Source organism: Arthrobacter sp. GAS37 (assembly GCF_044908325.1).
Taxonomy (GTDB): Bacteria; Actinomycetota; Actinomycetes; order Actinomycetales; family Micrococcaceae; genus Arthrobacter; species Arthrobacter ramosus.
On the sequence record NZ_JBIYDB010000022.1, the window covers coordinates 1 to 23,572 of the forward strand.

Consider the following 23,572-nt stretch of genomic DNA (forward strand, 5'->3'; position numbering starts at 1 on the left):
TCCCCCCCGCGGCCGCCCCGGGCCTTTTGGTTCGGTTGTGGGGGTGTTGCGTGCGGCGGGGGGGGGCCCGGCCCCCGCGGGGGGGGGGCCCCCAGGACCGGGTGTCTTGCTAAAGACTTAGCCGTGGAGCGGCTTGCCTGCCAGTGCGAGGTGGACTTCGCCCAGGGTCTCGTTCTGCGTCGGGTGAGCGTGGATGAACTGCGCCACGTCCTCCGGGTGTGCTTCCCAGTTGACGATCAGCTGTGCTTCGCCGATCTGCTCGCCCATGCGGGAACCGATCATGTGGATACCGACGACCGGGCCGTCCTTCTGGCGGACGACCTTCACGATGCCGCCCGTGCCGAGGATGGAGCTCTTGCCGTTGCCGGCCAGGTTGTATTCTTGGGTCTGGACCTGATCCTCGCCGAACTTCTCCTTGGCGCCCTTTTCGGTGTAGCCAACAGTGGCGATTTCAGGTTCGCAGAAGGTGACCTTCGGGACGTTCACGTCTTCGACGACCACCGGGTTCAGGCCCGCGATCTCTTCGGCGACGAAGATGCCCTGCTGGTACCCGCGGTGGGCCAACTGGACGCCGGGGACGATGTCGCCGACGGCGTAGACGTTGCCGACGCCGGTGTGCAGGCGTTCGTTGGTGATGACGAAGCCGCGGTCGAGGGTGACGCCTGCCTCTTCGTAACCAAGGTTGGCAGTGACGGGGCCGCGGCCCACGGCAACCAGGAGGAGATCGGCCTCGAAGGTCTGCCCGTCAACCAGGGTGACCTTGACGCCGTTGTCATTCTGCTCGACGCCCTGGAAGAAGACGCCGGTGCTGAACTTGATGCCGCGCTTCTTGAAGGCGCGCTCAAGGTTCTTGACGATGGCGGTGTCTTCGTTGGGAACGAGGGAGGGGAGGCCTTCAACGATCGTGACGTCGACGCCGAAGGACTTCCACACGGAAGCGAATTCGACGCCGATGACGCCGCCGCCGAGCACGATGACGCTCTTGGGGATGTAGTCCATGGTCAGCGCTTCATCGGACGTGATGACGCGGCCGCCGATTTCCAGGCCGGGCAGGGAACGGGAGTAGGAACCCGTGGCAAGGACGATGTTCTTGCCCTTGTAGGCTGTGCCGTTCACGACGACGGTGTCGGTGCCCTGCAGCTTGCCTTCGCCTTCGATGACCGTGATGCCCTTGGACTTGATGAGTCCCTGCAGGCCCTTGTACTTACCGGCGACGATTCCGTCCTTGTAAGCGTTCACGGCAGTGATGTCGATGCTGTCCAACGTGACATTGACGCCGTACTTGGCGGAATCGCGTGCGTGGTCCGCCAGTTCGGCCGAGTGCAGCAGGGCCTTGGTGGGGATACACCCGTTGTGCAGGCAGGTTCCGCCGAGCTTTGCCTTCTCGACGAGACCAACGGTGAAACCAAGCTGAACGGCACGCAGAGCCGTGGCGTAGCCGCCGCTGCCGCCACCGAGTACCAGGATGTCGAATTCTTGCGCAGTTGCCTGATCGGCCACTAGGACGCTCCTCGCGTGAGCGATGACACGCGACTACGCGTCATCTGGTCTTGGAACTTGTACTGCCGCGATTATGCCAGCACCGAAGTTCTCTTGCATTTGTGACTACCGTGGTTCACCTTAGCGAACCACTTATCCATGCTCCACCCTGCCGAGGCTTTTGTGGGGCGCTTGTGGCCAGACTCACGTCGGGCCGTGGGGCCGGTCAAAAACCGGCCCCACTTGGGGACCGGCTTAGGCCGTGGCCAGCACGTCTTCGACGTAGGCGAGCAGCGTCCTGACGGTGCAGCCGGTGCCTTGCTTGGGCGTGTAGCCGTAGGGGCTGCCGTTGTTGAAGGACGGGCCGGCGATGTCGACGTGCGCCCAGGGGATCTGCTTGCCCTCGGCGTCGTTGCCGACGAACTCGCGCAGGAACACGGCCGCGGTCATCATTCCGCCGTGGCGTTCGCCGATGTTGGCGATGTCCGCCACCTGCGAGTCGAGGCTGGCCCGCAGTTCTTCCGGCAGCGGCATCGGCCAGACAAGTTCGCCCGCGCGGTCCGCCGCGGACTTGAGGGCGCCCGTGACGGCGTCGGAACCCATGAGGCCGGCGGTGCGGTTGCCGAGGGCGATCAGCTGGGCACCAGTCAGTGTCGCGACGTCGATGATGACGTCCGGCTGCTCGAGGCTGGCCGCGACGATTCCGTCCGCCATGACCAGGCGTCCCTCGGCGTCGGTGTTGAGGACCTCGACCGTCTTGCCGCCGTACACGGTGAGGACGTCAGCCGGGCGCTGTGCAGCGCCGGAGGGCATGTTCTCGGCGATGCAGAGCCACGCGGTCACCTTGACGGGCAACCCGAGCCCCGCGACGGCCAGGACGGCATTAAGTACCACGGCGGCGCCCGCCATGTCGCTCTTCATGTCGCCCATGCCGAGGGCCGGCTTGATGGAAATGCCGCCTGTGTCAAAAGTGATGCCTTTGCCGACAAGCGCGATCTTCTTGGTGGCCTTCGCCGGACTGTACTCCACCTTGACGAGGCGCGGCTGGCGGGTTGAACCCTTTCCGACGCCCAGGATTCCGCCGAAACCGTCCTTTTCGAGGCGCTTTTCGTCCCACACGGTGACCTTGACGGGCAGTCCCTTGGAGAGTTCCTTGGCTGCTTCGGCAAAGGACTCCGGGTAAAGGTGGCTCGGAGGCTGGTTGACCAGGGTGCGGGTGGCGTTGACCGCGCGTCCCACGAGCAATGCCCGATCGAGCGCGGGCTGGACATCCTTGCCGTCAAACGCCGTGTGGATCAGGACCTTGCCGACCGGATCCTTGAGGCCGTCCTTGCTGGAGCGGTGCTCTGTATAGGAATAGGAACCCAGCACGGCGCCTTCGGCGACAGCCGCGACGTCGGCGAGGGACGCCGTCGGGAGGGCCAGGGTGACGGAGGACAGACCGGCCAGTTGGCGGACGGCGGATCCTGCAGCCCGGCGCAGGGTTTCCTCGGCGAGGAGGGCGTCGTCGGCGACCTTGCCGACACCTGCCAGGACGAGGACGCCCGAACCGGTCTCCGGAAGACCCGGCAGACGGTGTACCTGATCGGCTGCTCCCGTGATGCCGAGCAGGCTCAATGAAGCAGCGAGGGTTTCCGCGGCCTTCGCCCCCAGCGGGTTCCCGAGCAGTACCGGCCCGTCTTCCCCCTGACCGACGGCTATCACGAGTGCGTCGCTGGGCGCCTTCTTCAGGTCCTTGGCGATAGTGCCAAGGGTGATGTCTGTAGTCTTCACCACGAGGATTTGTCCTCATCTCTCTCTGCATGGCTTGGCCGGGCTGCATGTTAGGCGCCCGGCCCTGGTACCCCTCGGTTGTCCGCTTGTGACAACGTCGGTAGTTGCTTGGGTCCGCACACGGCGGCACGTCTCGATCGTAGTCTGTCTGTTGCGCGGGAAAGCAATCAAATGAGAGTTGCGGCACATTGGCCGGCAGGAATGCGCGACCGGTCCGGGGCGTTGTACCAATACATGGAGCGTGGCCGGCCGCCGAGGCGTCTGCTGCGGTGTGCAGCCGCCCGCTCCTCCAAGAACTTGAAACTGCGAAAGGAACATGCCGTGTTTGAACGGATTTCCGGCTCACTCCTTGACCCTGAGTCGCTCTACGCGAGCAACATCGAGCTCTTCCACAGCCCGGATATCAGGGGCCTCAATATGCTGATGGGCTTCACCGGATTCGCTGATGCCGGACACGTGGTCCAGCAGATCAACCGGGAACTGCTGGATAAGCTCGAAGTCGAAACCGTGGCTGTGTTCGACGCTGACCAGCTCATCGACTACCGCGCGCGCCGTCCGCACATCAGCTTTGTCGAAGACCATCTGGAGGACTACAAAGCCCCCCAACTGGCGCTTTACAAGCTGAACGACGGCTTGGGCGAGCCGTTCCTCCTGCTTGCCGGTTTTGAACCGGACCTGCAGTGGGAGCGTTTCGCGCGCGCCGTCGTCGGGATCGTGGAAAAACTGGACGTCAACCTGGTGACTTGGATCCACTCTATTCCCATGCCTGTTCCGCACACCCGGCCGGTTGGCGTGACGGTGCACGGAAACCGCCCGGAACTCATCGAGGGCATTTCCACATGGAGGCCGACTGTCGAGGTTCCTTCGGCCATCGGCCACATCCTGGAATTGCGGTTGACCGAAGCCGCGCGGAAAGTGGCTGGGTACGTCATCCACGTTCCGCATTACCTCGCTGATGCCGAGTACCCGCCGGCAGCGGTGGCGGGACTGGAATACCTGGGGGCTGCCACGTCCCTGATGCTGCCGACGGACCGCCTTCGCGAGGCCGGCAGGGAAGTGGGCAGGCAGATCGCCGAACAAGTGGAAGCATCCGAGGACGTCCAGCAGGTGGTTTCAAAGCTGGAGTCCCGCTATGACGACAAGGCCGAGGGAACGGTCCGCCGTTCCCTGCTCGCCGACGAGAACGACGAACTGCCCAACGCCGAGGACCTGGGGGCGGCGGTTGAGGCGTATCTCGCACGTAAAGATGCGCGCCCATAAAGCAGCTTTAATACAGCCCCGGGCATAATGGAAGGGTGAACGCACCCCGCGCCTGGCTCATTTGGACGATAGGGGTGCTCGCCTACCTTGTGGCAGTCGCCCAGCGCACATCCTTCGGTGTGTCCGGACTGGAGGCTACCGAACGGTTCCATGCCAGCGCGGCGGCGATTTCGTTCTTCACGGTGCTTCAACTGCTGGTTTACGCCGGCCTCCAGATACCGGTCGGGCTCCTGGTTGACCGCTTCGGCTCGCGCGCCATGATTGCCAGCGGGGCCGTGCTCATGGGTCTCGGCCAACTCCAGCTGGCTTATGCCGACGCTGTTACGGCAGGCGTGCTCGGCCGGGTCCTCGTCGGCGCCGGTGACGCCATGACTTTCGTCTCCGTGATCCGCCTCGTGCCGATCTGGTTCGCGCCGGCACGCGTTCCGCTCGTCACCCAGCTGACGGGAATGTCGGGCCAGCTAGGCCAGCTCATCAGTGTGGTGCCGTTCGCGCTGGTGCTTCATTCGGCGGGCTGGAATACGGCCTTCCTGGCGTTGAGTTCGTTGTCCGCACTCGCCGTCGTCCTTGTCCTCGCCTTGCTCAGGGACGTTCCGCCGGGTCACCCGCCCCGGGAGAGCGCCCAGGGGCTACGCGCCACGGGTGTGACCCTGGCCCGTGCCTGGCGGCAGCCCGGGACGCGTTTGGGACTCTGGTGCCACTTCACTGTCCAGTTCAGCGGCAACGTCTTCGCCATGTCCTGGGGCTACCCGTTCCTGGTATCGGCGCAGGGCCTGAACCCGGCCACCGTGTCCGCCTTGATGGGACTCTTCGTAGTCACCAGCATTCTCGTGGGGCCACTGTTTGGAACCTTCGTGGCCCGGCACCCGATGCGGCGCTCGGCCATGGTCCTCCTGATCACGGCGGCTACCGCACTTGCCTGGGCTGCGGTCCTGCTGTTGCCGAGCAGGGCGCCCCTATGGCTGCTTGCCGTGCTGGTGGTCGCCCTGGCCATCGGCGGCCCCGGGTCCATGATCGGCTTCGATTTTGCCCGGACATTCAATCCTTCCCACAGGATCGGCACCGCCACAGGCATCGTCAACGTGGGCGGCTTCGTTGCGGCGCTCCTGACGATCTACTTGGTGGGGCTCATCCTCGATCTTCTCCACACCGGCGGCTTCTCGGGCGGGGAACTGTACGGGCTGCCGTCCTTCCGCATCGCATTGAGCGTGCAGTTCCTGTTCCTGCTTGTGGGTACGGTCTTGATCCTCATGACCCGTCGCAAAGTGCGCCGCCAGATGGCCGCCCAGGGCGTACACGTCCCGCCGCTCCTCGTGTCGTTGGCGAACCAGCGCCGGCGCCGCGTGGAATTGCGCCGGGAACGGCTCGCGAAGCAGCGGAGCTCCACGCCGTAGCCTCGGTGTTCCTCCACAGGCGCTGACGGACACCTTTGTCCACATAGGGCAATTGAGGCCTGCAGCCACCCATTATTTTGCCGATGCTGGATTCATGACAGCAGACAACCGTGTGACCATCTCCCGGCCCGAGGACATCCTCGGCTTCATTCCGCATGCCTTGGGACTCTGGCCCAAGGAGAGCCTCGTTGCGATCACGCTGCGCGGGCAGACACTCGGCGCCACCCTCCGCGTGGACCTTCCACCCGGGAGATCTGAACGCGTGCTTGCCGCGTACTCACGGAGGATCGGTGAGTATCTGGAGGCGGACCATGACGCCGACGGCGTGCTTTTGGCATTCTTCAGCGACGACGGTTGGGACCATGGGGGCGTTGTGCAACACAAGCTGCGCCTGCTGGAAGCCCTGGAACCCGTCCTGGCCCACCGTGGCCTGGCGCTGCGGGATGCCTGGTTCATTGGTTCCGACTACTGGCGAAGCGCATTCTGCACCGATCTCGAGTGCTGTCCTCTTCCCGGCCGTCCCGTGGACCAGATCCTGGACAGCCGGCTCAACGCGGAAATGGTATTCAGGGGGAGCAACGTCAGGGAATCGCCCGGGTTGGTGGACCCGGCAGACCAGCCTGTCCTTGATCCGGAGTTCATGAGTGCGGAAGGCGCCATGCTTGAAGAGTTGCTCGGGCGGTGGCGGAGCCGGAAGGCGTTCGAAGAAATGCTCGATGTGTGGACGAAGGTCCTCGATTCCAGCCGTCCAGAGGAATTCGACGGCGAGGCCGCGGCGTTCCTGCGGGCGAGCCTGAGGGTTCCTGCGTGGCGCGACGCCGTGGTGGTCCTGGCGGCTGCAGGGAAAGACGTCGCCTGCGGCGGTGCAGAGGCCTTCGGCTTCTTTGGCCATGAGGACGATGAAGAGGATGCCTTGGTCATTCCGCCCGGGCTCCGTTCCCTGGCGCCAGCAGCCGCCAGGCCGCCAGGAGGGAAGGGGTCCGCCGGTAGCAAGGAAGCTCCGCGGACTTCGGCCACGGACGTCAGTGTCCTGCGCTATGGAGACGTGCTGCTGGGCCTCTACCCGGAGAACCCCGACTGGAACCGGTTGACGAGCCTGGATCAGGTTCTGGCGATGCTCTCCCGGCACAGTGGTGGGGAGGCGCGGGCTGCAACGCTCACGATCCGGGGGTGGATCCAGTGGTGCCGGGGGAGCGGTTCATTCGCCCACGAGCTTCTTTCGCAGGCTGACGCTGAACAACAGGGCTATCGGCTTGCGGAACTACTCGCCGAGGTGGTGAGGCGCGGAACGGTGTGCGGTTGGGCCAAAAGCAAGTCGTCCGCGTGGCGGAAGTTCGGTGGGGCGGCGGCATGACCCCAGGCCCTGGGGCGACTCCAGGAGCGCGTCATTGAGGGAAATCCGTGCGGCACGTAATTGTCTGCACGGTAGCGGATATCGACCCCCGGAATCCAAAACCGTGAGACAATGGTTGCCGAGACCCGGTTGGGTCCGTGTTTCAAGTGCCGTAAATGTCCCCTGAACTCAGGGAACATTAAGGCGCCGTCGGGAGTTTTACCTAAAGACTCTGCAGTCGGCGATGGCACTTGATGTTGATCACGGACTTGACAGGGTCATAGTGGTGTTGCCCCCATGGTGATTCCACAGACCGCCGCTAGAAAGGTTTTCTGTGACCCCGTCTTCCGCCGAGAAGGAACCCGCCGCCCTGGCCGAACTGTCCGCCGAAGAAAAGAAGGCGGCTACAGCTGCGAAGCGAGCGGCAACGCGCGCTGCCAATGCTTCGACTGCAGGTGCAGAGAAGCCGGCACCCAAGAAGCGCGGGCCCAAGCCCGGCGCGAAGGCCGCTGCCGAAGCAGCCAACAAGTCCGCCGGCACCGACGAGGACTCCGAAGAAGAAGCCGAGGATTTTGACGCCGTGGTTCCCGACGAAGCAGAGCTCACGGAGGACGTCGAAGAAGGCGAAGAGGGAAAGAAGCCTGCCACGACCGGTTCCGGCTTTGTTTACTCGGATGCCGACGACGACGATGCGCCTGTCCAGCAGGTCATGTCAGCCGGCGCCACGGCCGACCCCGTCAAGGACTATCTGAAGCAGATCGGCAAGGTTGCCCTGCTGAATGCGGAGCAGGAAGTCGACCTTGCACTCCGCATTGAAGCCGGCCTCTTCGCCGAAGAGAAGATCAACGCCGACGACGGTTCCATGGACCCGAAGCTCAAGCGTGAGCTCGAGTTCATCATCCACGACGGCAAGAGGGCCAAGAACCACCTCCTCGAGGCCAACCTGCGCCTCGTGGTCTCCCTGGCCAAGCGCTACACCGGCCGCGGCATGCTGTTCCTGGACCTCATCCAGGAAGGCAACCTGGGCTTGATCCGTGCAGTGGAGAAGTTCGACTACACGAAGGGCTTCAAGTTCTCCACCTACGCCACCTGGTGGATCCGCCAGGCCATCACCCGCGCCATGGCTGACCAGGCTCGAACCATCCGCATCCCGGTGCACATGGTGGAAGTCATCAACAAGCTGGCACGCGTCCAGCGCCAGATGCTGCAGGACCTTGGACGCGAACCTACGCCTGAGGAACTGGCCCTCGAACTGGACATGACTCCCGAGAAGGTCGTTGAAGTCCAGAAGTACGGCCGTGAGCCCATCTCGCTGCACACCCCGCTTGGCGAAGACGGCGATTCAGAATTCGGCGACCTCATCGAGGACTCCGAAGCCGTTGTGCCGGCGGACGCCGTGAGCTTCACCCTGCTCCAGGAGCAGTTGCATTCGGTGCTCGATACCCTGTCCGAGCGTGAAGCAGGCGTTGTTGCGATGCGTTTCGGCCTTACCGATGGCCAGCCGAAGACTTTAGACGAAATCGGCAAGGTCTATGGAGTCACCCGCGAACGCATTCGTCAAATCGAATCGAAGACGATGTCCAAGCTGCGCCACCCCTCGCGGTCGCAGGTTCTGCGCGACTACCTTGACTAAAGCAACGGACGCCTTGCCTTAACCGGCACAGCCCGTCAAAAAGTGGACCCCCGGATTCCAGGGGTCCACTTTTTGCGTCTAGGGGCTGTTCCGTTCGAGTGCCTGGCCGAGGATGCGGGCGCCTTCCGGGAAGGCGGAGGGGTTGGGTCCTGCGTAGTTGAGCCGGATGAACGGTCCCGCCGGTTCGGCCGGGAACCATTCCGTGCCGACCGCGATCATCACCCCGGCACTCTCGCAGTCACGGGTCAACCTTTCGAGATCCGTCCCGTCGGGCAGGCGTGCCCAAAGGTTCAGCCCTCCCTTGGGGATGAGGCTGAGATGGGCCTGGGGGGCGTGCTCGCGCAGGCTTGAGACAAGGAGGTCGCGGCGTGACTGGAGCTGATGGCGGAGGCTGCGCAGATGCGTCTGCCAGGCCGGCTGGGTGACGACATCGAGTGCCGCAGCCTGCAGCAACCCGCTGACATACATCGACTCGGCCGCGCGGTCCGCGAGGATACGTTCGCGGGCGGGGCCGCGCGCGATGACGGCGGCAACGCGGATGGCGGGTGAAACGCTTTTCGTAAGGGAGCGTAGATAGACCACGTGGCCGGAGTCGTCACGTGCGGCGAGGGGTACCGGCGTCGACGTGATGCCGAAATCGTGGGCCCAGTCGTCCTCGACGAGGAACGCACCGTACTGTCGAACGACGTCCAGGACTTCTTCGCCCCGACGGGTGGACCATTGCGCTCCAGTGGGGTTGGCGTAGTTCGGTTGGGCGTAGAACAACCGTGCGCCCGTCTCCTCAAAGGCCCTGGCCAGTTCTTCGGGGTCCGGCCCATCGGGTCCGCTGGGCACCGGGACGATGCGGACTCCGGCTTGCGTGGCGGCCAGGATGGCTCCCCAGTAGCTCGGAGATTCCATGAGCAGCGGCTGCCCGTGGCCCACCAATGCAGTGAAGATGGAGCTGAGGCCGCCTTGGCTTCCAGGCAGCACGATGACGTCACTCGGTGTTGGCGGGGTGAGGCCGGCCGGCGTCGCGGTGCCGAGTTCGTGCGCGAACCAGGACTGCAACTCGGGAAGGCCAGGCGCCGGAGGCCGGGACAAAGCAGCGTCGCCGCGGGCCACGCGGGCGAGAGCGGCCCGCACAAGCCGCTCCGGCAAGAGTTCCCGGTCCGGGTATCCGGAGTGGAAGGCAATAGTAGCGTTCGAGGTGTCACGCATCGTGGTGGAGGCTGAGCGCGGAGGCGACTGCGGTGCGCGCAGTGCTGCAGTTTGCCAGCCGTAATCCGAGGGGCGTGCTGTCCGGACGGCCCGCACGAAGGTGCCGACACCGGGCCGGCTCTCGATCAAGCCCTGGGAAGTGAGCGCTCGCAAGGCTTTCTGCACCGTCACAGGGCTGGCCTGGTACTCGGCAACCAGTGACCGGCTGGACGGCAGCCGGGATCCCGGCGCGGCCCCGGCGATCCATTCGCGTAGTCGCGCCACAATCCTCGAACTGCTATCGTTGTTCATGAGAGACAATAGTAGCGCTACTACGATAATTCGCCCAGTGATACCGTCCCGCTCGGCAACGGGCCTGTGGTGGGGCCTCCTTGGAGTAGCGGCGTTCTCGTTCACCGTTCCCTTCACCCGGATGGCGGTTGGTGGCCTGTCGCCCCTGTTCATCGGCTCCGGCCGTGCCGTCGTCGCGGCGATACTCGCGGCATTCGCCCTCTCGCTCACGAGGCAGCGCCTTCCTCGAGGCAGGCAATGGGCGCGCCTTGCCGTGGTTGCCGCCGGGATTGTTGTCGGTTTCCCCTTGCTCACCTCGTTCGCACTCACGACGGCGCCGGCCAGCCACGGTGCCGTCGTCATCGCCCTGTTGCCGGCAGCAACGGCAACAGCCGCAGTGCTCCGCGGACGCGAACATCCGCCTGTCGCCTTCTGGCTGGTCACAGCCGTAGGCGCCGTTGCGGCCATCGCATTCGCATTCGCGCAGTCCGGTGGGTTCGGGCAACTTGACCGGGCGGATTTGCTGCTCCTCGGAGCTGTCATTGCTGCGGCAATCGGTTACGCAGAAGGCGGCCTGCTCGCCCGCGAACTCGGCGCATGGCAGACCGTATCGTGGGCGCTCGTCCTGGCATTGCCGCTGATGGCAGGCCTGGCTGCGCTCTCCTTGGCCCAGCAGCCGCCGTCAGCCTCACCGGGCCAGTGGGCTGCTTTTGCATACCTCGGAGTCGTCAGCATGTTCTTTGGCTTCTTCGCCTGGTACCGGGGCCTCGCCATTGGACCCATGGCCAAGGTCAGCCAGGTACAACTCATCCAGCCCGTGCTGAGCATTTGCTGGGCAGGGCTGCTGCTCGGCGAATCCCTGGGCTGGACCACGATTGTCGGTGGGCTGGCCGTCATCATCTGCGCCGGCGTCGCCGTCCGGGTCCGGCTCAATCCGCAGCGCCCGGAACCGGGCCGCTGAAGACCAACAGAACACCAAGACTGCCGTCCCAAGACAGGAAGAATAGAACCATGTACATCCCAGCGCATTTCGCGGCCGGTCCCGACGTAATCCACGACCTCCTGACGCGGCCAAGTGCGGCGAATCTGGTCACCATGACGTCGCACGGCCTGCTGGCGACCTTCCTGCCGCTCATCTACGATCCCTCGATCGGCGAACACGGCGCGCTCCACGGACACCTCGCCCGAACCAACTCCCAATGGTCGGAGCCGGCGATCGGAGAGTCACTCGTGATCATCCAGGGCGCGGACGCCTACATTTCGCCCTCCTGGTACGCATCGAAGGCAGAGCACGGGCGCGTCGTCCCGACGTGGAACTACTCCACCGCGCACGTCTACGGCAAGCTTGCCGTCCATGACGATGCCGCGTGGCTTGGGAACCATGTCAGGCAGCTGACCAAGCTCAACGAAGCCCGCTACAAGCGGCCGTGGTCCGTGGACGACGCGCCGGAGCGCTACGTTTCCGGCCAGTTGCGTGCGATCGTTGGCGTCGAGCTGGTCATCACCCGTATCGAAGCGAAGGCCAAACTGAGCCAGAACCGGCCTGACAAGGACATTGACGGGGTCGTGGCCGGGCTTGATGCCCAAGGGCACAGGGAGATTGCTGCCGATGTAGCCCGGGCCAGGCAGGGAAGTTAACGCAGAGGCCCCCTCCGTCCGGAGGGGGCCTCTGTCTCTATGAAATTTTGTCAGCCGGGCCGCTGGGCCAGCCGTTGATGGCTAGTCGGCCAGGACGGGTTCCTTCTCCTGAAGGCGAGCCGTCTCGTCATGCCAGTCCGAGCTCATCGGCCGCAGCGTGGCCTCTACTGCACGTGCGTGGTGGCCGCAGAAGAGCAGCTCACCGCCGGAGGACTCGAGTACAACGCGGACATATGCCTGGGCCCCGCAACGGTCGCACCGGTCGAGTGCATTGAGTGTGCGGTCTGCAACTGCTGTTGTCATGTTCGGCCTCCTTAGTAGTTCTGTGTATCCATATAACCAGCATTCGAAGCAAAACCATGGCAAGGATGGGTCACGTTCGCTGTCCGCGTATCACATGTGCGTAACACCGGAAAGTGGCGTCCAGCACGATTGGGAGTGGCAGCTCTCGTCCGGGCTCCGGGGCGGCTAGCCTAGGAGAAGTGTTTTTTGCCTCTGTTATACCCCCGAAGGAGCGCCCCGCCCGTGGCACCGAGTTCTGAATACAACGCCCGGCACCTTTCCGTTTTGGAAGGCCTGGAGGCGGTCCGCAAACGTCCGGGTATGTACATCGGCTCCACCGACTCACGCGGCCTCATGCACTGCCTGTGGGAGATCATCGACAACTCTGTGGACGAAGCGCTGGCGGGCTTCGGGCATGACATCCAGATCATCCTGCACGCGGACAACTCGGTGGAAATCCACGACGACGGCCGCGGCATCCCCGTGGACCTGGAACCCAAGACCGGGCTCACCGGGGTCGAAGTCGTCTTCACCAAACTGCATGCAGGCGGAAAGTTCGGTGGCGGCTCCTATACGGCGTCCGGCGGGTTGCACGGCGTCGGCGCGTCCGTAGTGAACGCGCTTTCTGCCCGTCTTGACGTGCAGGTGGACCGCGGCGGCAAGACGTACCAGATGTCATTCCGCCGCGGCGAGCCCGGACGATTCAAGGACACCGGCTCGAAGCCCAGCCCGACGTCGGTCTTCGAACCGTTCGTCGAGAACTCGGTGCTCGACGTCGTGGGCAAAGCCAAGCGGGGTGTCACCGGCACCCGCATCCGCTACTGGGCAGACCGGCAGATCTTCACCCCGGACGCGAAGTTCTCCCTCGAGGATCTTGCGGCGCGCGCCCGCCAAACGTCATTCCTGGTTCCGGGCCTCAAGCTCACGGTGCGCGACGAGCGCCGGCTCCCCGGTACCCCCGGCGAGAATGGCCCGCACCAAGAGGTCTTCCATCACGACGGCGGCATTTCCGAGTTCGTCGACTTCCTCGCCGCGGATTCGGGCGTCACTGATGTTTGGCGGCTCCACGGTGCGGGCAAGTTCAAGGAAACCGTTCCGGTCCTTGACGAAAACGGGCACAGCAAGATCGCCGAAGTGGAACGCGACTGTGAAGTGGACATCGCGCTGCGCTGGGGGATCGGCTACGAAACCAGCATGCGGAGCTTCGTCAACATCATCGCGACGCCCAAGGGCGGCACGCACCAGGCAGGTTTCGAGCAGGCACTCCTGAAGACCTTCCGCAAGGCCGTCGAAACGAACGCACGCAAGCTCAAAGCGGGCAACGACAAGATTGAGAAGGACGACATCCTGGCCGGCCTGACGGCGGTGCTGACGGTCCGCTTGGCAGAGCCGCAATTCGAGGGCCAGACCAAGGAAATCCTGGGCACCTCGGCCGTCAAGGCGATCGTTGCCAAGGTGGTCGAGGAAGAAATCACTGCGCGCCTGAACTCGGCGAACCGCAACGACAAGGCCCAGTCCGCACTGCTGCTCGAGAAGATCGTCAGCGAGATGAAGTCCCGCATCTCGGCCCGCGTCCACAAGGAAACGCAGCGCCGGAAGAATGCGCTGGAAACGTCGTCGATGCCCACCAAGCTGGCAGATTGCCGGACGGACGACGTCGGACGCTCCGAGCTGTTCATCGTGGAAGGTGACTCTGCGCTCGGCACCGCCAAGCTGGCGCGGTCCTCGGACTTCCAAGCGTTGTTGCCGATTCGTGGCAAGATCCTGAACGTGCAGAAGGCCTCGGTGGGGGACATGCTCTCCAACGCGGAGTGCGCAGCCCTTATCCAGGTAGTGGGTGCCGGTTCGGGCCGGAGCTTCGACATCGGCGCCGCCAGGTACGGCAAGGTGATCCTGATGACCGATGCAGACGTCGACGGCGCGCACATCCGTACGCTGCTGCTCACCTTGTTCTTCCGGTACATGCGTCCGATGATCGACGAGGGCCGGGTATACGCGGCAGTGCCGCCGCTGCACCGGGTGGAAGTCATCAACGCGGGCCAGAAGGCCAACGAGATGATCTACACGTACTCGGAAGCCGAACTGCACGTCCTGCTGGCCAGGCTCGCCAAGGAAGGCAAGCGCTACAAGGAACCGATCCAGCGCTACAAGGGCCTGGGTGAAATGGACGCCGAGCAGCTCGCCGAGACCACCATGGATCCGCGCCACCGCACCCTGCGCAAGGTGGGGATTGAGAACGCCAAGATGGCGGAGGACACCTTTGACCTGCTGATGGGATCGGACGTCGCCCCGCGCAAGGACTTCATTATTGCCGGCGCAGCGGACCTGGACCGGGAACGCATCGACGCCTGATCAAGTGTTGGTGCGGTCAGCGGGCCCATCAGGCCTATCCAACCCCGCTCAGCCCAGCAAACCCGGCACAATCAGCAGGCCTGTCGGCACCGCGAGCAACATGGCCGATGCCGCGAGCACCAAAGCGCGCTGAGCTGCCGGAAGTGGCGGCTTGGGTGAGAGCAGCCGGCTGACGCGCGACGCCGTCGTACGCGGTGAGTCGGCACCGCCGGTCCCGCTCAAGGTGCTGTCTTCGGGGGAAGAGTCCCGCTCGCTTGTTCCGGAAGGGGCGAATTGCTCCACAGGACGGGCGGAGCCGCTGGCCACGATCGCGATCGCCTTGATGAGCGTTCCCTTGCTCTCGCTACGCAGGGCCACATCGTCGGCCAGCATTTCGATCAGGGAGTTGACCGCAACCTGGGCGAGTCGCGTGGTGGGGAACCAGGGCAGTGCCTGGCGCCATGCCGCGAAGGCCCATAAGAGAAGGTCGTGGCGCTGGGAGAGATGGGCATTTTCGTGGATGAGGACGGCCCTCAACTCGGCCGGCTCCAGGGCGGCCATGAGGCCGTCGGACAGGACGGTCACTGACCTTGCGCCGCCCGGTAAGCAGTATGCAACGGGCGAGTCGTGGTTGATGACCACGGTGCCAGGGCCGTCGTTGGACGGTGAGGCCAGAAGTGCGAGGAGTTCGCGGTGCCTCCGCCGCTGCCGTTCGATCTTGACGTAGGTAATCAGCAGGGTAAAGACGAGATGGGCGCTCAGCAGCGCCGCGGCGGACAAAGCGAACAAGTGCCAGAAGCCCAGTGCCGTGGTGGGCTCGTTGTGAAGCACCATGCCGGCCAAGGAGCGCAGACCCGCAATGAGGTTGTCTCCGATGGGCTCAAGCCCGTAGACGAGCATGGCCCCGATCATGGACAAGCCACCGGCTAGTGCGATGGCTTGCCAGAGGACCATGGCCATGAACGGCGCGCGTGACGGCCATTCGGCGCGCGAAAGGAGGACAGGAACCGGCCAGGCCAGCACCAAAGCAAGGACCGCCAGAAAATATGAGGTCCAGAACATGGGTGCTTAGTTTTTGCCGAGCAGCTTGCGCAGCGTGGCAGCTTCACTCTCGCTCACGGAACCAATGAACCGCGCCAGCACGGCTTCGCGGTCCGGGGCAGAGCCCAGGGCCTCATGCATGAGGTCCGCCGTGTGGTCTGCGCGGCTCGAAACAGCCTGGTAGCGGTGCGGGCGGGTGCCGCGTTCGCGCTCCACGAGGCCCTTCTTCTCAAGGCGGGACAAGACTGTCAGCACCGTAGTGACTGCGAGGTCCTTGCCCTGGTGTCCTGCAATGCCATCCGTGGCGGCAGAATCCTGCGCCAGCAGATCACGAAGTCTGTTGGCTGTCGCAGCCTCCTGGCCCGCCCAAAGGAGATCCATGACCGCCCGTTCCAGTTCGCCAAGACTTGCCATCAATGCATCCCTACTTTCCGCACTTCCCTGCCCGCCGCATGGGCCGGGGGGAAGTGCGATGATCCAACATTCCACCATCAATCTACCGCTTTTCAGGCGGCGATTCTACGTGAGGTAGAACATGCGGCGCGGCGTGTCCTTGCGGCACTGTGACGCCACTGGAAGAGTGGTGAGCAGATCGCAGGGGTTTGTTCTACACTGTGTAGAAGAAGTCAGTTCTACGCAACGTAGAAAAAGGACGCCGCAAGCGGGCGTCGGGACAATAAGGACAGCCATGGACGCCTTGGAAATCGCACGCTGGCAATTTGGAATCACCACGGTCTACCACTTCATGATGGTGCCGCTGACCATCGGGCTGGGGCTTGTCGTGGCCGTCATCCAGACCCTCTGGTACCGTACGGGCAAAGTTGAATACCTGCGGATGACCAAGTTCTGGGGCAAGCTCTTCCTCATCAACTTCATCATGGGCGTGGCCACGGGTATCGTGCAGGAATTCCAATTCGGCATGGCCTGGAGCGAATACAGCCGATTCGTCGGCGACGTGTTCGGCGCGCCGCTGGCTTTGGAAGCGCTTCTGGCGTTCTTCGTGGAATCGACCTTCCTGGGGCTCTGGATCTTCGGCTGGAAGCAACTCAAGCGCGGCGTCCACCTCGCGTGCCTCTGGATCGCCGTGATCGGCTCGGTCTTCTCGGCCTACTTCATCATCGTTGCCAACTCCTGGATGCAGCACCCCGTCGGCGTCACGATGGTCAACGGGCGTCCCGTCATGACCGACGCCTGGGCAGTCTTCACCAACAACACCGCCATGGTGGCCGTACCCCACACGCTCTTCGGCGCGCTGGCCGTCGCCGGTGCGTTCCTTCTGGGCATCGCCTGGTACCACCTCTGGCGCCGCCGCCACGATGGCATTGACACCGTCGGAGCCGACGGCCGGGCCATCGCCGGCGAAGCCGACATCCCCGGGCGGGACAAGGCCGACTACATGGTGTGGATCAACTCCCTGCGGATCGGCGCCGTCGTCGCCATGATCTCTTTCGCCGGCACCGCCTTCACGGGCGATTTGCAGGGCAAACTGATGTTCGAACAACAGCCCATGAAGATGGCCGCGGCTGAGGCCGCCTGCCACGACGGCACCGGATTCTCCGTGCTGAGCGTCGGCAACCTCGGGTCCAAGAGCTGCAACGACATCGTGGCCGTGATCGAGGTCCCCGGCATCCTCTCCTTCCTGGCCAAGGGCGATTTCAACACGGAAGTGAAGGGCGTCAACAGCCTCCTCGACGAGTACAAGGCCAAGTACGGCACCCACTTGCCGAACAATCCCCTGTACGGCGATCGGGCAGGCCAGGAAATCCAGTACGTACCCGTCATGGAAGTGACCTACTGGGGCTTCCGCATGATGATCGGCTTCGGCGGGATCGCTGCCTTTGCCGCATTGCTTGCTCTATGGGTCACGCGCAAGGGCATGGTCCCGCAATCCCGCTGGATCATGCGCCTGGCAGTGTTCGGCATCCTGGCTCCCTTCGGCGCCAACGCCGCCGGCTGGATCTTCACCGAAATGGGCCGCCAACCGTTCGTCGTCGCGCCCAATCCTGATGCCAGCGGCGTCGACCAAGTGTTCATGTTCACGGCCGCGGCCGTCTCACCAGGCGTCTCTGCCGCCGAGCTCATCACCTCGCTTGTCGTATTGGCCTCCATCTACGCGGTTCTGCTGGTGGTGGAAGTCCGGCTGCTGGTCAAATACGCCCGCGGCGGTGTGGTGTCCGCGATGCCGGAGCTCGCCGAAGCCCGCCACGGCGAGAAAAAAGAAAAGAAGGACGACGACGGCGGGACCCCGGGCGCCCCGGGCCAGCCCGGCGACAGCGACGACGTCCTGGCATTCGCCTACTAGGAAGCAAAGGGATCTTTCGAATGGAACTGTTGCCTACCGTCTGGTTCGTGGCCATCGCCGTGCTGTGGACGGGATACCTCTTCCTGGAGGGCTTCGACCTCGGCGTCGGAATGCTCATGAAGCTCTTCGCCCGGAACAACACCGACCGCCGGGTGCTGCTCAACACGGTCGGCCCGGTGTGGGACGGGAACGAAGTGTGGCTGCTGACCGCGGCCGGTGCCACCTTCGCGGCCTTCCCGCTGTGGTACGCCTCGCTGTTTTCGGCGCTTTACCTGCCGCTCCTGATTGTCCTGGTGGCCCTGATCTTCCGGGCTGTGGCTTTCGAGTACCGGGGCAAAGTGGACAGAGCGCGCTGGCGGACCGTCTGGGACTGGGCGATTGCCTTGGGCTCGTTCACGGCCGCGTTCGGCATCGGCGCCGCGCTGGCGTTGACCACCACCGGGCTGCCGATTGACTCGAATGGCGACCGCCAGGGCGGCCCCTTTGCCTGGTTCAGCGGATACGCCGTGCTGGGCGGTTTCGCCGTCGTCGCGTTCGCCCTGGTGCACGCCCTGGCGTTCCTGGCCCTGAAGACCGACGGCGAGGTGCGCCACCGTGCGCGCCGCTGGTTTGTGCGGCTCGCTCCTCTCGCATTGCTGCCGATGCTGGCATGGATGGTGTCCCTCCAGCTGCTCAGCGGCAAGCCGTTGACGTGGATTCTGGTGATCCTCGGAGTCCTGGCTGCCGCGGGAGCCTGGGTCCTTGCCCGCAAGGGAGCTGAGGGCAAGGCCTTCGGGGCCCTGGGTGCTTTCCTGGTGTGCGCCACCGCCTCGATCTTCGGTGCGGCGTTCCCCGTGGTCATTCCCTCCACCCTGAACCCCGCCTTCAACCTCACCATTTCCAACGCCTCCTCGTCCGCCTACACCCTGGGGTTGATGAGTATCGTGGCCGCCGTCGGGCTGCCCCTCGTCATCGCCTACCAGGCCTGGACCTACTGGGTGTTCCGCCGCCGCGTGAGCGCAGCACATATTCCCGCCGCACATGGCTTCCTGCCGGCCATCGCGGCCAAGGTCCTGGTCGGCCATGCGGCGCCGGGCGGACCAACTGCCAAACACGCACCCCACGACGCCGGCGAGTAACGGATGAAGCCCCAGCTGCCCGCAGGACCTGCCACCCGATCCGCTTTGTACTTCCTTGGTCTGCTGTCCTCACTCAAGGCTCTGTCCCTGATCCTGATTGCACAGGCGATCGCCGGGATGTTGTCCGGACTTGCTGGGGGCGGCCTGGGATGGCGCGAAGGACTCCTCTGGGGTGCCGCCGGTGCGGTCCTGCGGTCGCTGACTGTCTGGGGCCAGGGAGTCGCGGCGCGCCGGGCGGCCCTCGGGGTCAAGGAAGAGCTGAGGTCCAGGCTGCTGGGGCGCGCCCTCGGCGCCGGGGCTGCGGGACGGGTCGGCGAAGTGAACGACGGCGGGCTCGCCGTGCTCGCGACCCGCGGACTTGATGCACTGGACAACTACTACACCCAGTTCCTGCCCGCCTTGGTCAATTGCGCCGCGTTGCCCCTGCTCCTCGGCGCGAGGATCCTCTTCGCGGATTGGGTCAGTGCTGTGGTTGTGGTGCTGACCTTGCCGCTGGTCCCGCTGTTCATGGTGCTGATCGGCCGCCACACCGAGGACCGGGTCCACGAAGCCCAATCCACGCTGCGGAGGCTCTCGGGGCACATCCTGGAGTTGGCCAAGGGACTTCCCGTGCTGGTGGGACTGGGCCGCGCGGGCGAACAACGCGCAGCCCTTGAGGACCTCTCGGAGGAATACCGCTCGCGCACCATGGGAACACTGCGGACTGCCTTCTTGTCCGCCCTCGCCCTGGAGCTGATAGCCACCATCTCCGTCGCGGTGGTGGCCGTCTTCATCGGCGTGCGACTCGTGGCGGGCGACATGGGCCTGGAAGCCGGCCTGCTGGCCCTCATCCTCGCCCCCGATTGCTATCTTCCCCTGCGCGAGCTGGGCACGGCCCACCACGCCAGCGACGACGGGCGTGAGGCGTTGGCCGCAGCCAACGCCGTGCTGGAGTCGCCGGCGGGCCTTCCGCTGAATGATGGGTACGACGGCGGGGCGCCAGCCAGCAACAGGGCGCCCGGCGGCGTCGCGGTCACCGGACTGACGGTGAGGTATGCGGGAAGGGCGGTTGCCGCCGTCGGACCCATCGACTTCAAGGCGCCGGCCGGACAGATCACCGCCCTTGATGGCCGCAGCGGTTCGGGCAAGAGCACCATCCTGGGTGTCCTCGCCGGAACGATCGGCGACGGGCCGCTGGCAGCCATTGAAGGATCGGTTACTGGATTGGATGCCGGCGCGGTGGCTTGGGTACCGCAGCATCCCGTCATGGTGGCCGGTACGGTGCTGGACGAGATCGTCCTCTACCTGGACGGCGGGTACCAAGACGTTTCGTCGATGGACCCCGGGTCCACGCCGGACGCGGACATCGCGAGGGCGATGCGTTGCCTGGAGCGGGCTGCCGCGGAGCATCTCGCGTTCAAACATCCTTCCGAGTTGAGCCCTGGCGAGGTGCGGCGGGTGGCCGTCGCCCGCGGTTTGGCGCGCCTCAACGCGGGAGCCACGGTCCTGCTGCTCGACGAACCCACCGCGCATCTCGACGTCGCGTCCGCGGACGCGATCCGTTCGGCCATCGCGGGGCTGCGTGGGGCCGCGACTGTCATCCTGGTGGCCCACGACGCCGCGACCCGGAAACTTGCGGACAACGTGGTGAAGGTCGGCGGCGGGGCGGTCGACGGCGGGACAGCGCAGGAGCAAGCCGGTCCCGTGATCCTGGAATCCGCCGCATCCGCTGCATCCGCGCCAGCTCCGGTCGAGCGGGACACGAATCCCGGAGCCGCACCGGGCGGGGGAATTGAACCCCCCACCGCCGTCTCCACACTCAGGGCCCTCGCGCGTATCCTGGCGCCTGTCCGTTACAAGTTCGCCGGTGCCGTGCTGCTCGCGGCGCTCGCCGCCTTGTTTGCCGTGGCGTTGTCCGGACTCTCCGGGTGGCTCATCATCCGGGCCAGCGAACAACCGCCTATCCTATACTTGCTCGGCGCCATCGTGGGCGTTCGGTTCTTCGGCATAGGCCGGGCGGTCCTGCGGTATTCCGAGCGGCTCGTCGTCCACGACACGGTCTTCGCGGCGATGACGAGGCTCCGGGGCGCGCTCTGGGCGAGCCTCAGCGCAAGGGCACTGTCCTTGCGACGGCTCCTGCAGGGCGGCAATGTGCTCGCAGCGGTGGTGGACGACGTCGATACGCTGCGCGACGTGTTGCCGCGCGTCGTCCTTCCACCCCTTTCCGCCCTTGCCGTCGCAGCATCGGCGATGGTCGCCTCGGCCCTGCTGGTTCCCGCCACTGTGCCGGCGGTTGTCGCGAGCGCCGTGGTTGGCCTTGTGCTGGCTCCTCTTCTCGCTCTGGCGGCGGACCGCAACGCGGCCCGTTCTGAGCAGCAACTGCGCTCACTTGTGCTGCTTGATGTTGCCGCAGCCCTCGACGCCCGCGCGGAGCTCAGCGCCAACGGCGTGGCCGGCACAGTCCTGTCGTCCTTGACCCAGAGGGACAACGCGGCCACCGCTGCCGCCCAGCGTTCCGCCTGGGCTGACGGCATAGGCCAGGGATTGACCGTGCTGGCCTGCACCCTGGGAGCGCTGGGGGCGGGCATTCTCGCGGCACCGTCGGTGCAATCCGGAACTGTTGCGCCGGCCGTGCTCGCCGTCGTCGTCCTCGTTCAGCTGGCGCTCGCGGAGCCCTACGGGGCGGTAGTGTCTGCCGTGCGGCAGGGTCCGGCGTTGGCCGCGGTGCTGCGGCGGATCGCCCAGTCAGGGGCCTTTGACGCCCCAGAAGCCGACGGCGGTGTGCTCACGTTGCCGGAGCGACCCGACGGCTCTGCGGGGCTGCTGCTGGATGGACTCGAAGCGTCATGGCCCGGCCGCGCGCCCGTGTTCAGCGGGCTCAGCGCCGAAGCGGCCCCCGGGCATTTGCTCGCGGTCACGGGCCCCTCCGGCTCGGGGAAGTCCACGCTGCTCTCCGTACTGCTTGGCTTCCTGCCCGTATCATCCGGAAGGGCCTACGTCAGCGGGAATGCTGCTTGGTGTCCCCAGGAGGCCCACCTCTTCGACTCCACGATCCGAGGCAACCTGCTGCTCGCCCGCCCGGCGGCCCGCAAGCCTACCGAAGCGGACATGGACAAGGCCTTGGACGCCGTCGGGCTTTCCGGACTGGTGTCCGGGCTTCCCGGGGGCCTTGACAGCCGCATAGGCCCCTCGGGTTCGTTCCTGAGCGGCGGCGAACGCCAACGGCTCGCCATGGCCCGTACACTCCTCACCGGCGCAGCTGTCCTCCTTCTGGACGAGCCAACCGCCCATCTCGACGCCGAGGCCGGGCGCCTCATGATGGCGGAGCTGCGCGCCGGGCTGAAGGACGTCACCGTGGTCCTGGTGACCCACAACCCGGCCGACATCGCCGGGGGAGACTCCCGGTTGGATCTGGGCTCGCCGTCGGCGCTCCCGGCGCTCGTGCGCGGAAACTAGCCGAGGAGCCGCCCGAAGGTGGCGTCCACGGACTCGACGATGTTGTCCACGAGTTTCCGCGCGTCGTCCTCCCTGATGAGCGGCGTCGATTGGCCTGCCCACAGGGACATCAGGTCCGGGATTCCCTGTGCCGCCGCAGCGGGCCGGAACTTGCCGGTCAGCCAGTTCTGGATCGGGAACGGGGCATGCGTGGCGGGATCGGAGAGCTCGGCGATAATCCGGTTGGGGATACCGCGCGCCAAGCGACCGCTGAGGGCGCGGGTCAGGACAGTGTGGGCGGCGTCGGGTCCGCGCATCGCGGCCAGGTGCGCCGGACTGATGGCTGATTGCCGCGTGGCCAGGAAGGCTGAACCGATCTGGACCGCGTCCGCGCCAAGCGCAAAGGCGGCAGCGACTCCACGGCCATCAGAGATACCGCCCGCGGCGATGACCGGAACCGGGACGGCATCCACCACCTGGGGCACGAGGGCCATGGTCCCGACGAGCGAGTCCTCCGGGGCGCGGAGGAAGGAAACCCGGTGTCCACCGGCCTCCATCCCTGTGGCGACGATCGCGTCTACGCCGCCGGCAGCCAGGGCCACGGCTTCGTCAATAGTGGTTGCAGTACCCACCACTACGATGCCGTTCCGGTGGGCCTCCTCGATGACAGCCTCGGACGGAACACCGAACACGAAGCTCAGCACGGCCGGTTGGGCATCGAAGGCCGCCTGGATCTGTTCCTGCAGATCGGGAAGGTAGGTGTCCGGTTGCGTGGGTGGTTCCATGCCCACCAGCTCGAAATACGGCCGGAGGATGTGCACGTAGGTGGCGAACTGCCGGGCGTCCGGGGTCGGCGGCTCTTCGCCCTCGATGGGGAGCCAAAGATTCAGCGCGAAAGGTTTCCCGGTGGCTTCCCTGAGTTCGCGGGCCGTGGCGGCAATCCGCTCCGCATCGTATCCGTAGAGGCCGTAGGAACCGAGCCCGCCGGCCTCGCTGACCGTGGCCGACAGTTCCACCGATGACAAGCCACCGAACGGACCGAGGACAATGGGCAGGTCAATATTGAAGAGGCGGGTTGCCCGCGTGTCTTTCCACGACATCGCA

The 23,572-nt window shown here is 65.3% G+C and carries 17 protein-coding genes; 10 read left to right on the plus strand and 7 right to left on the minus strand.

Annotated elements, in window-relative coordinates:
* Window positions 1-117: 117 nt before the first annotated feature.
* Both lpdA and ABH924_RS16480 read right to left on the minus strand, forming a co-directional pair.
* The gene (lpdA, locus tag ABH924_RS16475) at window positions 118-1,500 is read right to left on the minus strand and encodes a dihydrolipoyl dehydrogenase (RefSeq protein ID WP_234750024.1); all 1,383 of its coding nucleotides are present in this window, start codon (window positions 1,498-1,500) and stop codon (window positions 118-120) included.
* A gap of 234 nt (window positions 1,501-1,734) precedes the next feature.
* Window positions 1,735-3,255, minus strand: a complete 1,521-nt coding sequence (locus tag ABH924_RS16480; RefSeq protein ID WP_404500493.1) for a leucyl aminopeptidase — start codon at window positions 3,253-3,255, stop codon at window positions 1,735-1,737.
* A gap of 318 nt (window positions 3,256-3,573) precedes the next feature.
* Between ABH924_RS16480 and ABH924_RS16485 the strand changes: the two genes are divergently transcribed.
* The 4 genes from ABH924_RS16485 to ABH924_RS16500 all read left to right on the plus strand — a co-directional run bounded on the left by ABH924_RS16485 (window position 3,574) and on the right by ABH924_RS16500 (window position 8,872).
* The gene (locus ABH924_RS16485) at window positions 3,574-4,512 is read left to right on the plus strand and encodes a proteasome assembly chaperone family protein (protein WP_234750028.1); all 939 of its coding nucleotides are present in this window, start codon (window positions 3,574-3,576) and stop codon (window positions 4,510-4,512) included.
* Window positions 4,513-4,547: 35 nt separating this feature from the next.
* A complete protein-coding gene (locus tag ABH924_RS16490) occupies window positions 4,548-5,906 on the plus strand; it encodes a nitrate/nitrite transporter (RefSeq protein WP_404500495.1) in 1,359 nt (452 codons plus the stop codon).
* Between the two features lie 94 nt (window positions 5,907-6,000).
* Window positions 6,001-7,260 carry a DUF4192 domain-containing protein gene (locus ABH924_RS16495; RefSeq protein WP_404500497.1) on the plus strand — a complete coding sequence of 420 codons (1,260 nt, stop codon included), beginning with the start codon at window positions 6,001-6,003 and terminating at the stop codon, window positions 7,258-7,260.
* Window positions 7,261-7,573: 313 nt separating this feature from the next.
* Window positions 7,574-8,872 carry an RNA polymerase sigma factor gene (locus ABH924_RS16500; RefSeq protein ID WP_404500499.1) on the plus strand — a complete coding sequence of 433 codons (1,299 nt, stop codon included), beginning with the start codon at window positions 7,574-7,576 and terminating at the stop codon, window positions 8,870-8,872.
* A 78-nt stretch (window positions 8,873-8,950) separates the two neighbouring features.
* On the opposite strand, the gene ABH924_RS16505 is transcribed toward ABH924_RS16500, so the two are convergent.
* Window positions 8,951-10,363, minus strand: a complete 1,413-nt coding sequence (locus ABH924_RS16505; RefSeq protein WP_404500501.1) for a PLP-dependent aminotransferase family protein — start codon at window positions 10,361-10,363, stop codon at window positions 8,951-8,953.
* Between ABH924_RS16505 and ABH924_RS16510 the strand changes: the two genes are divergently transcribed.
* Together ABH924_RS16510 and ABH924_RS16515 are read left to right on the plus strand one after the other, a co-directional pair.
* Entirely contained in the window at window positions 10,362-11,303 is a 942-nt protein-coding gene (locus ABH924_RS16510) for a DMT family transporter (protein ID WP_404500503.1), read from the plus strand. The two genes, ABH924_RS16505 and ABH924_RS16510, sit on opposite strands and share 2 nt — an antisense overlap.
* Before the next feature lie 50 nt (window positions 11,304-11,353).
* On the plus strand, window positions 11,354-11,980 hold the full coding sequence (locus ABH924_RS16515) for an FMN-binding negative transcriptional regulator (protein WP_404500505.1): 627 nt from the start codon (window positions 11,354-11,356) through the stop codon (window positions 11,978-11,980).
* 81 nt (window positions 11,981-12,061) lie between these two features.
* Here the strand turns inward: ABH924_RS16515 and ABH924_RS16520 are convergent, their stop codons facing one another.
* Window positions 12,062-12,283 (minus strand): hypothetical protein, encoded by a 222-nt coding sequence (locus ABH924_RS16520; protein WP_234750042.1) that lies wholly within the window; start codon window positions 12,281-12,283, stop codon window positions 12,062-12,064.
* A gap of 222 nt (window positions 12,284-12,505) precedes the next feature.
* On the opposite strand from ABH924_RS16520, the gene ABH924_RS16525 reads away from it, so the two are divergent.
* Window positions 12,506-14,614, plus strand: coding sequence for a type IIA DNA topoisomerase subunit B (locus tag ABH924_RS16525; protein WP_404500507.1), 2,109 nt, complete (start codon window positions 12,506-12,508; stop codon window positions 14,612-14,614).
* 48 nt (window positions 14,615-14,662) lie between these two features.
* Here the strand turns inward: ABH924_RS16525 and ABH924_RS16530 are convergent, their stop codons facing one another.
* Together ABH924_RS16530 and ABH924_RS16535 are read right to left on the minus strand one after the other, a co-directional pair.
* On the minus strand, window positions 14,663-15,655 hold the full coding sequence (locus ABH924_RS16530) for a M56 family metallopeptidase (protein WP_404500509.1): 993 nt from the start codon (window positions 15,653-15,655) through the stop codon (window positions 14,663-14,665).
* 6 nt (window positions 15,656-15,661) lie between these two features.
* Window positions 15,662-16,048 carry a BlaI/MecI/CopY family transcriptional regulator gene (locus ABH924_RS16535; protein ID WP_404500511.1) on the minus strand — a complete coding sequence of 129 codons (387 nt, stop codon included), beginning with the start codon at window positions 16,046-16,048 and terminating at the stop codon, window positions 15,662-15,664.
* A 274-nt stretch (window positions 16,049-16,322) separates the two neighbouring features.
* On the opposite strand from ABH924_RS16535, the gene ABH924_RS16540 reads away from it, so the two are divergent.
* The 3 genes from ABH924_RS16540 to cydD are packed head-to-tail and all read left to right on the plus strand — an operon-like array spanning window position 16,323 to window position 22,489.
* Window positions 16,323-17,936, plus strand: coding sequence for a cytochrome ubiquinol oxidase subunit I (locus ABH924_RS16540; RefSeq protein WP_404500513.1), 1,614 nt, complete (start codon window positions 16,323-16,325; stop codon window positions 17,934-17,936).
* Window positions 17,937-17,956: 20 nt separating this feature from the next.
* Complete coding sequence (gene cydB / locus ABH924_RS16545; RefSeq protein ID WP_404500515.1) at window positions 17,957-19,054, plus strand: cytochrome d ubiquinol oxidase subunit II; 1,098 nt, start codon at window positions 17,957-17,959, stop codon at window positions 19,052-19,054.
* 3 nt (window positions 19,055-19,057) lie between these two features.
* Window positions 19,058-22,489 carry a thiol reductant ABC exporter subunit CydD gene (gene cydD / locus ABH924_RS16550; RefSeq protein WP_404500517.1) on the plus strand — a complete coding sequence of 1,144 codons (3,432 nt, stop codon included), beginning with the start codon at window positions 19,058-19,060 and terminating at the stop codon, window positions 22,487-22,489.
* Here cydD and ABH924_RS16555 read toward each other — a convergent pair.
* A complete protein-coding gene (locus tag ABH924_RS16555) occupies window positions 22,486-23,568 on the minus strand; it encodes an NAD(P)H-dependent flavin oxidoreductase (RefSeq protein WP_404500519.1) in 1,083 nt (360 codons plus the stop codon). The genes cydD and ABH924_RS16555 overlap by 4 nt on opposite strands.
* Window positions 23,569-23,572: the final 4 nt, after the last annotated feature.